A 12,374-nucleotide genomic window follows, 5' to 3' on the forward strand; every position below is an offset into this window, starting at 1 on the left:
GAAAATGAATTTTATACCAAGCAATATTTTTACGTGGCAGAATTTGGCTAACTTGGTTGATATCTTGGTAGTCTGGTATTTTTTGTATAAAGTTCTGTCGATGTTACGGGGCACCAAAGCTGTTCAATTGTTAAAAGGAATAATAATTATTTTTGGTATAAAGCTTATTAGTTGGGCTTTGAACCTGCATACTGTTTCTTACTTAATGGATCAGCTGATCAACTGGGGGATTATTGTTATTGTGATAATCTTTCAGCCTGAAATTCGTCGTGGTTTGGAACATCTAGGTCGATTGCCATTCTTTAGTTCGACTAGTAATGAAGAAGGCAAAACAAAGAATCATTTGATTGAGAGTCTTGATCAAGCTATTCAGTATATGAGTAAACGTCGTATTGGTGCGTTGATCACTTTGGAAATGAATACTGGTTTGGAAGAATATGTCGAAACCGGAATTGATTTGGATGCTGAAGTTACTGGTGCGTTATTGATCAATATTTTCATCCCGAATACACCACTGCATGATGGAGCTGTTATTGTACGGAATAATCGGATTTCCGTAGCCGCTGCTTATTTGCCTCTGTCGGAAAGTAATACTATTCCTAAGGAATTGGGAACAAGACACCGTGCGGCCGTTGGTATCAGTGAAGTGACTGATGCAATAACGATTGTTGTCTCTGAAGAAACTGGTGGCGTTATGATTACTCGGAACGGTCATATGATGCTGGATCTGTCTCGGGATGATTATCTAAAGTATCTACAAGCTCAATTGAAGGACCCTAATGAAAGTGGAACTCATTCAATTTTGGGATTCTTGAAGTTAAGTCGAAAGAAGAAGGAGAGACAAGATGAAAAAGATAATTAACAGTAATTATTTTTATGCATTTATATCTCTCTGTTGTGCCTTATGGCTATTCTTCTTTGTAAGTACACCTGGTGTGGGTTCGACAAGAGATTCTAATCAATCGAATACGTCTACAGTAACTAAAAAGGCTACGATTACAGTACCATTGCAGTTACAAGCAGATGTTGATAAGTACTACATAACTGGATACCCTGAAAAAGTTAAAATAACAATTGAGGGTCCAGCAGCACTGGTTACAGCAACAAAGAATACACAGAATTTTAATTTGTATTTGAATCTAAGAGACCTTTCTATCGGTCAACATCGAGTTCAAATTAAAGAAACTGGGTTAAATAGTGAATTGACATATAGTATTAAACCAAAATATGTCACAGTTAATATTCAAAAACGTGTAACAAAGAAATTTGCAGTGGATGTTGATTATAATAAAGATTCACTAGCAAGTGGTTATGAGACTGGAACAATTGAAGAGTCTCCAGATACTGTCACTGTAACAGGTGCGGCCTCTGAAATTAATAAGATTGATAAAGTAGTTGTTAAACCCAATTTGCCTAAGGGAATAAAATCTACGTTTGATCAAGAAGTTTTAGTGCAAGCTCTCGATAAAAATGGTAAAACAGTAAATGTTACATTAGATCCACAAACAATTCATGTGAAGATTCCTATTTCGATTCAAAGTAAGCAAGTAAATATTAATTTGAAACAAAAAGGAAATTCATCGGATACGAGTTATACGTTTGAATCTGATGTTAAAAATATTAGAGTTTTCGGTACAAAAGATCAGATCAGCGCCATTGGTGGCTCAATCGACGTACCGGTTGATGTTTCAGACGTAAATAGTAGTAGTACAAAGAAGACTATCAATTTGAGTGATGTTTTAGGTAACAAAGTTACTTTCACTGATCCAACTACTATTAGTGTGACGATTAATCGTGCCAGTTCTAATTCTAGTGCTTTGTCTAGTACGACAGGAAATACAGCTACATCAACTAGTTCAACTAGTTCGGATTCCAAGAGTAGTACTAGTGATAACACAAGCTCATCAAGCACTAATTCCACAAATGACAATAATGATAGCGAATAAACGCTGGGGGTAAATTTTTCATGACAAAATATTTCGGAACAGACGGAGTAAGAGGTATTGCAAATAAAGAGCTAAGTCCTGAATTAGCTTTTAAATTAGGTAGATGTGGTGGTTATGTTTTAACACAACACTCAGATAACGAGAACGCACATCCACGTGTTTTAGTTGCTAGAGATACACGTATTTCTGGTCAAATGCTACAAACTAGTTTAATTTCAGGATTGCTTTCAGTTGGTATTGAAGTTTTGAATTTGGATGTTATTACAACTCCTGCCGTTGCATATCTTGTTCGTGCCGTTTCAGCTGATGCTGGTATTATGATTTCAGCTTCACATAATCCTGCTGAAGATAATGGTATTAAATTCTTCGGATCAGATGGCTACAAGTTGCCAGATGACGTTGAAGAAGAGATTGAAGAACTATTGGATGCTAAGGAAGATACTTTGCCAAGACCATCTGCTGAAGGTTTAGGTAGTGTTTCTGACTATCCAGAAGGTGCTCAAAAGTATCTACAATTCTTGAAGCAAACTCTTTCTGATGACCTTAGTGGTATGAAGATCGTGCTTGATACTGCTAATGGTTCAACAAGTCGTTTAGCAAGTACACTTTTTGCTGACTTAAATGTGGACTTTGATATCATGGCTTCACATCCAGATGGGATCAATATCAACAAAAATGTTGGTTCAACTCACCCAGAACAATTGGCTCAACGTGTTAAAGAATCAGACGCTGTAGCTGGATTAGCTTTTGATGGCGATGGAGATCGTTGTATTGCAGTTGATGGCGATGGTAACATTGTTGATGGTGATAAGATCATGTTTATCCTTGGTAAATATTTGCACGATGGTGGCCGTTTAAAGAAGGATACTATTGTAACTACTGTTATGAGTAATATTGGCTTGTACAAGGCTATTGAAGCTAATGGCATGCATTCTGTACAAACAGCTGTTGGTGATCGTCACGTTGTTGAAGAAATTCGTGAGAATAACTACAACATCGGTGGTGAACAATCAGGACACGTTGTTTTGTATGAATACATGAATACTGGTGATGGTATGCTAACGGGTACACATCTACTTCATGTTATGAAGGAAACTGGTAAGAGCCTAGCCGAATTAGCTGCTCCTGTAAAAGTTTATCCACAAAAACTTGTTAATGTTCCTGTATCTGACAAGAATTCATGGGACAAACATCAAGCAATTCTTGACGTTATTAAGACAGTTGAGGATGAGATGGATGGCGATGGTCGTGTACTAGTTCGTCCTAGTGGTACACAAGCTTTGCTTCGTGTAATGTGTGAAGCTTCAACTGAAGAAAAGGTCAATGAATACTGTGACCAAATCGTTGAAGTTGTTAAAAGTGAATTAAGCTAATATAATACAGATAAAGAAATTCGAAAAAAGAGAAATTGAGGGATTGACCCTTAGTTTCTCTTTTTTTATTGGTCTATATAATGTATACCAATATTTATAATCGGTACATACCATATATACCATTTATAAAAAATATTAAAGATTTCTTGACATAATGATAATAGATTAGTATTCTAGTCATTGTCGCAAGGTGATGAGTACAGTTCAAATGAACTATACCATTTATAATAAATTAAACTATACCAATTAAGAAAGGCTATAATTATTATGTGTGGAATTGTCGGAGTAATTGGAAATAATAATACAACTGATATTTTATTAAATGGATTGGAAAAACTTGAATATCGTGGCTATGATTCAGCTGGTATTTACGTTAATAATCAAACAGGTAAAGACTTCTTGGTTAAAGAAGTTGGTAAAATAAGTGAATTAGAAAATGCCGTTACGAGTGATGTTCAAGGCCTAGCCGGAATCGGACATACTAGATGGGCAACACATGGAAAGCCAACAATTGAAAATGCTCATCCTCATTTCTCAGAAGATAACCGTTTTTATCTAGTACACAACGGTGTTATCACTAACTATGCTGAGTTGAAAAATGAATATTTATCTGACTTTAAATTCGAAAGTCAAACTGATACAGAAGTAGCCGTACAATTGGTTGACTACTTTGCTAAGAAGGGTATGGATGGCGAAGCAGCCTTCCGTAAAGCTCTAAGCCTAATTGAAGGCTCATATGCCTTTGCTATGATCGACAAAGAAGAACCAGATCGTATTTTTGTCGCTAAAAATAAGAGCCCACTTCTAATTGGATTAGGTGATGGTTTCAACGTTATCTGTTCCGATGCTATGGCTATGCTTGATCAAACTCATAAGTTTGTTGAAATTCATGATGGCGAAGTTGTTATCTTGAAGAAGGGTTCAGTTGAAATTAGTAAGATTGATGGTACTAAAGTTCAAAGAGATCCTTATACTGTAAATATTGATGAAAATGATATTTCTAAGGGTACATATGATCACTACATGTTGAAAGAAATCGATGAACAACCCAATGTTATGAGAAAGATTTCTAAAAATTATATCAACGATGATGGTTCTTTAAATGTTGAACAAGATTTATTGGATGAAATCAAGCAGGCCGATCGTTTGTATATTGTTGCTGCTGGAACTAGTTATCACGCTGGCTTAGTTGGTCGTAATATCTTTGAAAAGATTGCTGACGTACCAGTAGATGTTGAATTGGGTAGTGAATTTGGTTATCATATGCCAAAACTTTCTAAGAAACCATTCTTTATTTTCTTATCACAAAGTGGTGAAACAGCTGATAGTCGTCAAGTATTGGTTAAAGTTAATGAGATGAAGTTACCGAGTCTAACAATGACAAACGTGGCCAACTCAACTCTTTCTAGAGAAGCTACTTACACAATGGAATTGTTAGCTGGACCAGAAATTGCCGTTGCCTCTACAAAAGCCTATACAGCACAAATTGCTGTTGAAGCAGTATTGGCTAAAGCTTTGGGTGAAGCCAAAAATCTTCAAATTGCTAAAGAATTTAATTTGAAAGAACAATTAGCTTTGGCTGCTAATGGTATTCAAACAATCGTTGACGAAAAAGATAAAATTAAAAAGTTAACAGCCGATTACTTAACAAATAAATCCGATGCTTTCTATATTGGTAGAGGTGTCGATTATGCCTTATCTCTTGAAGCCGCTCTTAAATTGAAAGAAATTTCTTATATTCATGCCGAAGGCTTTGCTGCTGGAGAATTGAAACACGGAACAATTGCTTTGATCGAAAAGGATACACCAGTTTTTGCTTACGTAAATGATGGAATTGATGCTAGCCATACTCGTGGTAATATTCAAGAAGTTGAAGCCCGTGGAGCACATGTTTTGGTAATTGCTAGTCAAAAGTATGCTGAAGCTGGAGACCAAATCATTATTCCGGAAATTGATGAATTGATTTCACCAATCATCAGTATCGTACCAGCTCAACTGATTGCTTATTATGCAAGTTTGGCACGTGGTAATGATGTTGATAAACCTCGTAACCTTGCAAAAAGTGTGACAGTAGAGTAGCCTAAATTTACATAATGGATATATAATAGTCTTCGTAATGAAGGCTATTTTTTTATTATAAAAATTATAGATTGGTGGTTTTATGAGGAATAAAAAATTAAATTTGTTCTCAACAGTAATGTTTGGGCTAAGTGCGATTATTGGTTCAGGTTGGATGTTTGGATCTAGTCAGGCAGCACAAATAGCCGGTCCAGCAGCAATTATTGCGTGGATTGTGGGAGCAGTTTTAGTAGCAATGATTGCAATGGTTTATGTCGAAATTGGGACGATGTTTCCGGAAGAGGGAGCTATGAGTCGATTTACAATGTACACTCATGGTTCGTTGTTAGGACATATTTTCTCATGGGCTAATTGGATTTCATTATTAGCTATTTTACCGATTGAAGCTGTGGCCTCGGTTCAGTACATGAGCACGTGGCCTTGGGAGTGGGCTAATTGGACGCATGGATTTATGAAGGGCGGACAACTTAGCACTCAAGGAATTATGATGGCAACAGTTATGTTGTTCATTTTTACAATTATTAATTATTGGTCAGTTACGATTATGGCTAAATTTAATAATTTCATCTCTGTGTTAAAAGTAATCGTGCCAATTGTTACAATGATTGTTTTGGTTACGGCTCATTTTGATTTCAATAACATGGGGAGTTCATTCAGTGAATTTATGCCTAATGGTACTTCATCGATTTTCGTGGCAATTGGTAGTGCCGGAATTATTTATTCATATGTGGCTTTTCAAACGGTCATTAACTTGAGTAATGACATAAAGAAGCCGTCAGTTAATATTAGACGGGGAATCATTTTATCATTATTGATTAGTGCTTTGATTTATATTGCGTTGCAGATTGTCTTTATCGGGGCATTGCCACAGTCAGTTATCAGTGGTGGATGGTCAAAAATTAACTTTAATTCACCATTTGCTGATTTGGCTATTTTGTTGAATATCTATTGGTTATCAACTTTGGTCTACTTTACAGCCTTCATTTCTCCAGTAGGTAGTGGAATTGCTTTTGCTTCATCTGCAAGTAAATCATTATCTTCAATGCCTAAGAATAAGCATTTGCCTTTATTCTTAAGTAATTCAAATAATAAATACAATTCACCACGGATAGCTTTAATGGTCGACTTTGTTGTTAGTTTTATCTTGATTCTACTATTCAAGAATTGGTCATTACTATCACGTGTGGTTGCAGCATCAACGCTGATTTCCTTGTTATCTGGTCCAGTGGTAGCAGGAAGTTTACGTAAAATGGGTCCGGAAATGAGAAGACCAACAAAAATTAAAGGAATGAAAATTCTAGCTCCAGTTGTTTTTGATTTAATTAGTTTGGCAATTTATTGGGCTATGTTCCCAACTACGGTCGAAGTTATTATAATCATTATTGTTGGATTACCAATTTACTTTGTTTACGATTATCGCCGTGGGTTTAAAGAGTTTAAGCAGAAATTGTATGCCAGTCTCTGGTTGATAGTTCATCTGTTTGGTTTATCAATTATTTCATGGATTGGTGGATCAGATTTCGGTGGAATGAATTTGATTAAGTATCCAATGGACTTTGTTGTTATCTTGATTTTCTCAACTGTAATGTATTATTGGGCAACTCATTCATTGTATTATTCTGGTTACTTCGATGATGCTAAAGAAATCAATTCAACTGTTAAGTTGGATAATAATTAGAGTTAATGGATAATAGTTTAAAAACAAAACAGAAATGGTTTTGGGGACTAGTAGTCGCAATTGAGGCAATTCTTTTTTACAGTTCTTCGATGACTTATAAAGAACAGACTTCAGTACCATTTTTAGAAAAATATTTAGCAGGTAAACCATTTTATAATGCTTTATCTAAAATTGGTTTTACCTACAGCGGCAAGTATCAATCCGTTGAGAATGATGGTTATTTTAAGTTTGTTGAATTCTTCATTCGAAAAGGCGCTCATTTTGGAATTTACTTGTTGTTAGGAGTTTTCTTGTGTTTAGCGTTATACACGTACTTCAAGAAGAACTTCGTTTTGATGATTTTTATTCCTTGGATGGTAGCGACTGGCTTAGCGGCGTTTGATGAATTTCATCAAGGTTTAACTGGTGGACGTACACCGTTAGTTGAGGATGTTATTTTGGATAGTACAGGTGCTTTAGTGGGGATTTTAATATTAGTGCTTGTTCTGTACTTAATTCGTCGACATGAATTTAAAAATAAATAAAACTTTATTAACCTGTGTTTACGGGTTGATAAAGTTTTTTATTTTGTCCAGAAGGGTGTATTCTCTATGTAAGATGTTTAAACATATAATTTGATGTCATCTTATAAAGGTGGTCAAAAAAATGAAGACGAAAAAAATGTTTTTAACAAATGGTTTAGTATGGGGATGGATTTTGATCTTGGGGTTAGGCCAAATTGATATAGTTAATGCATCCTCTAATGATAATAGTGATGTAGTGGAGAATGTGAATGCTACCAAACAAGACGAGAATATTGATACATCCTCGAATACGGTTCATGATTTCACGATACATTTAGGTGATTCAGCTCCAATGTTGAAGGATTTTGTGAATTCAGACGGTGATAGACAAAAATTTACTAGATTAGATTTGACTAAAGTCGATTTAGCTAAAGAGGGTACTTATGATGTTGTAGTAAGTACAGCCAATGGAGAGAATGTTACAGTTCATTTGACCATTTTGCCTATTGCACCGGTAAAATCAACTGATAATTCGAATACTGAGAATAAAAGTGATACAAAAATTGTTAATAAATCCAAAAATCATGTGCAGCCCTTAAAGACGACAGGGATGGTTATGTTTGGAACTGTTTATAAAGCTCCAGAAGTAAAAAAGGAAGCTGTAAAAGAGACAGAACAATCCCATTTTAAGGATAATTTAGTAAGCGCTCGCAGAAATCCAGCGAATAATCTAAAAACTTTTCCACAAACAGGTAACGATAATGACATTAAAGTCCGTCTATTAGGCGTTGCACTGGGATTTTTAGCTTTGATCAATTTAGATTTTAAAAAATTCAATTGAGTTAAAGAAAATATCTTCTTTTATGGTTTATTTAGCCTACGGATATTGAAATACCGCGATTAGTTTGATAAAATTATATGCGGTTTACAATAATCATGAAAGAAGGAAACAGAAATGTCAGGACATTCAAAATGGCATAACATCCAAGGTAGAAAAAGCGCCCAAGATGCAAAACGTGGTAAAATCTTCCAAAAGCTGTCTCGTGAGTTATTCATGGCAGCTAAATCGGGTGGTGCCGATCCTAACGATAATGCTGCCCTTCGTTTAATCGTAGATAAAGCTCGTGCAGCTAATATGCCAAAGGACAACATCAAACGTGCCTTAGACAAGGCTGAAGGTGGCAGTGATGAACATTATGATGAAGTTACATACGAAGGCTACGCTCCAGGTGGAGTTGCAGTTCTAGTAGAAGCTTTAACAGATAACAAGAACAGAACTGCTTCTGCCGTACGTGTTGCATTTACCCGTAACGGAGGAAGCTTGGGCTCAAGTGGTTCAGTTGCTTACATGTTCGACCGTAAAGGTTACATTGTTTTGGACCGTACAAAGAATACTCAAGACGAAGATACTGTTTTGATGGATATCATGGACCTTGGTGCTGATGATCTACAAACATCAGATGACGCTTATGAAATCTATACTGAAGCTAAAGAATTTGCAGCCGTTCGTGATGGTTTGATCGAAAAGGGCTACGAACTTGCTGATTCAGAATTAACAATGATTCCTCAAAACACTACACCTGTTCCAGAAGAGAAAAAAGAACAATTTCAACATATGATTGATCAACTTGAAGATGATGAAGATGTTTCAGAAGTTTATACTGCTGCTGACGATGAAGAATAAGTTCTTTAACTAAAAAGACCGTAAACATTATGTTTACGATCTTTTTTTGTCTTTAGGGATACTATCAAGGATGTCGTTAGAAGTTAGTTTATTATAGTTACTCTGCAATTTGATTAAATTCTTTTTGTATGATTGTGAGTAAACGATGGCAAAGAGAGTATCCAGTAGATATTCAAAGGTGATTTGGGAAGCAAAAGTACTGACCTTAAAAATATCGTACTCGTTTTGAATGATGGAAATAGTTTGAGAGGCATATTGAATCATTTGACTGTCAGGATTACCTGTTATCAAGAGTGTAGGAACTTTCTGTTGTTTTAGAAATTTTATTAGATTCAAATAGTTGGAACTATTACCAGTATAAGAAAGAAAAATTGCTAAGTCATTTTCATCCAAATTGACGGAAGTCCATGATTCATCACTGTATTCTTCAGCGATGATGGCAAATTTATTAATCTTAACAAGTTTACTCTGAAAACCACGAGCTCGAATCTGAGTGTCACCAATTGCGAAGAGAACTAGACGTTTGCTTTCCATAATTTTGGCAGCAGCAGCGTTTAGTTCTTTTTCGCTTATTTGCGCTAAAGTTCTTTTTACAGCGTTGATAGTTAAGTCGGAAATGTTTTTGGCAATATCAAGGGCTGAGTCAGTCGAAGAAAAAGGAAAATTGGCATCGACATCATTTAGCTTGGTAATATTTTGTTGAACATCCTTACTGATGTCTTGTCGCATGGCTCGAAAGCCACTGTAATCTAATTTTTTGGCAAAACGGACAATCGCCGAATGGGATGTATAAGTTTTTGAGGCTAAAGTTTGAATTGCCATGGTCGAGACGGCATTAAGATTGTTTTCGATGTATTTAGCGATACGTTGTTCGTTATCGGTTAAATCATTAATATGGGTAATTCTATCTGAAAAAAGCATAAGCAGATCTCCTTCTAAACTGATTATACCGAATCCATTGAACATAATGTTTATGAGATTGGTGTAATTGATACTTATCTTTGTTCATAATGACCAGTTTCAAGTCAAAAGGTTATCAATTTGGTCTTTTGCCTGTAGAGTGTGTTTATGGATAAAGGGAGGAATCAATTATGAAAAAATTGACTATCGCATATATTGGGAATGGTAAAAGTGCTAACCGTTATCATCTACCATTTTCATTAAAATTAAAGGATCAAATTAAAGTAAAGACAATCTACGCTCGTCACATCAGCCATGATGTTTGGAAGAGGATTGACGGAATCAATTATACGACTGATATAAATGATATTTATAATGATCCAGAAATTCAATTAGTGGTTTTGTCAGTCCCAGCTGAAGCACATTATAAATTAGCAAAAGAAGTACTCAATCATAATAAGAATGTATTGGTAGAAAAACCATTTACAGAAACAGAAGCCCAAGCCAAAGAATTATTTCAATTGGCAAATGATAAACATCTATTGATTCAATGTTATCAAAATCGTCGTTACGATTCAGATTTCTTAACTGTTCAAAAAGTGATTGAAAGTGGAAAACTTGGGGATATCTTGGAAGTTGAATCGACCTATGATTATTTCCGTCCTTATGTTCCTGAAGGCGAAAAACAATTTTCAGTTGGTCATAGTTTCTTGTATGGTCATGCCTGCCATACCTTGGATCAAATTATTTCATATTTTGGCAAAGCAGATAAAGTTCACTACGATGTTCGTCAACTATTAGGTGAAAATCGCATGAACGATTACTTTGATATTGATATGTATTACGGAATTATGAAGGTTTCAGTTAAGTCGAGTTATTTCAGATTAGTACCACGTCCTAGTTTTACGGTTTATGGTAAAAAAGGTGTCTTTGTGAAACAGGATATGGATCGTCAAGAAGTTGATTTGAAGCATTTTTATATGCCAGATCATGATGATTTCGGTATTGATCGTCCAGAGGATTATGGAACTTTAACTTATTTAGATGATAACGATCAATATCATCAGGAAAAAGTTGTTTCTGAAGTTGGCGATTATAGTCGTGTCTATCAAGGACTATATGATGCTATCATCAACGGCAAGCCTAAGACAGTAAAAGATGAAGAGACTATTTATCAAATTCATATGCTCGAAATGGGTATAAATCAAATTACGGAAGAGGAAGGTAATTAGGATGAAATTAGCGATATTTGGAGCTGGCATGATCGTCAAAGATTTCCTAACGATGATTCACGATATCCCTGAAGTGGAATTAACTGCTATTATGGGAACACCAAAAGATTTATCAACTATGGAAGAATTGCAAAAAACTAATCAGATCAAGAAGATTTATACTGATGCAAAGGAGTGCTTAGCTGATCCAGAAATTGATACTGTATATGTGGCATTGCCTAACTTTTTACATTATCAGTTTGCTAAAATGGCTTTGGAAGCTGGCAAAAATGTTATTTGCGAAAAACCATTTACATTGAATTCGATCCAATTAGTTGAGTTAAAAAAATTAGCTGAAGCTAAAAATCTAATTTTGGTTGAAGCAATTACTAATCAATACTTGTCTAATTATCAATCACTAAAACAAGCCTTACCGGAGCTAGGATCTTTAAAGGTAATTGAATGCAATTATTCACAATATTCGCATCGTTATGACGCCTTTTTAGCTGGAAAAATCTTGCCAGTCTTTGATCCTAAAAAAGGTGGCGGCGCTCTAATGGATTTGAATATTTACAATATTCATTTTGTAATTGGTTTGATGGGTGCTCCTAAGGCAGTTCATTATTATGCTAACGTAACGCGAGGAATTGATACTTCCGGTATTTTGGTACTCGATTATCCTGGGACAAAAGTGGTCTGCATTGCTGCTAAGGATTGTTCAGCTCAGGTTACTTCAACTATTCAAGGCAATAAAGGATCAATTGTTGTTGATGGACCAACCAATGTAATGAAGGATTACAGTGAACAACTAAATGGTGCTGAATCTGAACAGGTAGATAAAAAAATTCATTCTCATCGCATGTATGAAGAGTTTAAAACTTTCAATCAAATGATCAAACAACACGATATGAAAGCCGCTAAAGAAAGAATGCAACACAGTATGACCGTTATGAACGTTGTCGATGCTGCATTGAAAGATTCAGGAATTAAATTAGGTTAA

At 35.4% G+C, this 12,374-nt stretch carries 11 protein-coding genes; 10 read left to right on the plus strand and 1 reads right to left on the minus strand.

Annotation, left to right across the window (positions count from 1 at the left end):
• Window positions 1-4: 4 nt before the first annotated feature.
• The 8 genes from cdaA to ATN92_RS15975 all read left to right on the plus strand — a co-directional run bounded on the left by cdaA (window position 5) and on the right by ATN92_RS15975 (window position 9,263).
• Window positions 5-862, plus strand: coding sequence for a diadenylate cyclase CdaA (cdaA, locus tag ATN92_RS15940; RefSeq protein ID WP_056951674.1), 858 nt, complete (start codon window positions 5-7; stop codon window positions 860-862).
• Window positions 846-1,946 carry a CdaR family protein gene (locus ATN92_RS15945; RefSeq protein WP_056951675.1) on the plus strand — a complete coding sequence of 367 codons (1,101 nt, stop codon included), beginning with the start codon at window positions 846-848 and terminating at the stop codon, window positions 1,944-1,946. Before cdaA ends, ATN92_RS15945 begins: the two co-directional genes overlap by 17 nt.
• Before the next feature lie 20 nt (window positions 1,947-1,966).
• The gene (gene glmM, locus ATN92_RS15950) at window positions 1,967-3,319 is read left to right on the plus strand and encodes a phosphoglucosamine mutase (protein ID WP_056951677.1); all 1,353 of its coding nucleotides are present in this window, start codon (window positions 1,967-1,969) and stop codon (window positions 3,317-3,319) included.
• Between the two features lie 267 nt (window positions 3,320-3,586).
• Entirely contained in the window at window positions 3,587-5,398 is a 1,812-nt protein-coding gene (gene glmS / locus ATN92_RS15955) for a glutamine--fructose-6-phosphate transaminase (isomerizing) (RefSeq protein WP_056951678.1), read from the plus strand.
• Between the two features lie 82 nt (window positions 5,399-5,480).
• Entirely contained in the window at window positions 5,481-7,076 is a 1,596-nt protein-coding gene (locus tag ATN92_RS15960; RefSeq protein WP_056951680.1) for an APC family permease, read from the plus strand.
• Between the two features lie 5 nt (window positions 7,077-7,081).
• Window positions 7,082-7,600, plus strand: a complete 519-nt coding sequence (locus ATN92_RS15965) for a VanZ family protein (protein WP_056951682.1) — start codon at window positions 7,082-7,084, stop codon at window positions 7,598-7,600.
• Window positions 7,601-7,721: 121 nt separating this feature from the next.
• Window positions 7,722-8,420 carry a hypothetical protein gene (locus tag ATN92_RS15970; RefSeq protein ID WP_056951684.1) on the plus strand — a complete coding sequence of 233 codons (699 nt, stop codon included), beginning with the start codon at window positions 7,722-7,724 and terminating at the stop codon, window positions 8,418-8,420.
• A 114-nt stretch (window positions 8,421-8,534) separates the two neighbouring features.
• Window positions 8,535-9,263 carry a YebC/PmpR family DNA-binding transcriptional regulator gene (locus tag ATN92_RS15975; protein WP_056951686.1) on the plus strand — a complete coding sequence of 243 codons (729 nt, stop codon included), beginning with the start codon at window positions 8,535-8,537 and terminating at the stop codon, window positions 9,261-9,263.
• 33 nt (window positions 9,264-9,296) lie between these two features.
• Here ATN92_RS15975 and ATN92_RS15980 read toward each other — a convergent pair whose 3' ends face one another.
• Complete coding sequence (locus ATN92_RS15980; protein ID WP_056951688.1) at window positions 9,297-10,184, minus strand: MurR/RpiR family transcriptional regulator; 888 nt, start codon at window positions 10,182-10,184, stop codon at window positions 9,297-9,299.
• Between the two features lie 170 nt (window positions 10,185-10,354).
• Between ATN92_RS15980 and ATN92_RS15985 the strand changes: the two genes are divergently transcribed.
• Window positions 10,355-11,395, plus strand: a complete 1,041-nt coding sequence (locus ATN92_RS15985) for a Gfo/Idh/MocA family oxidoreductase (RefSeq protein ID WP_056951689.1) — start codon at window positions 10,355-10,357, stop codon at window positions 11,393-11,395.
• Window position 11,396: 1 nt separating this feature from the next.
• Window positions 11,397-12,374, plus strand: coding sequence for a Gfo/Idh/MocA family protein (locus ATN92_RS15990; RefSeq protein WP_056951691.1), 978 nt, complete (start codon window positions 11,397-11,399; stop codon window positions 12,372-12,374).

It is taken from the genome of Companilactobacillus bobalius, assembly GCF_009764355.1.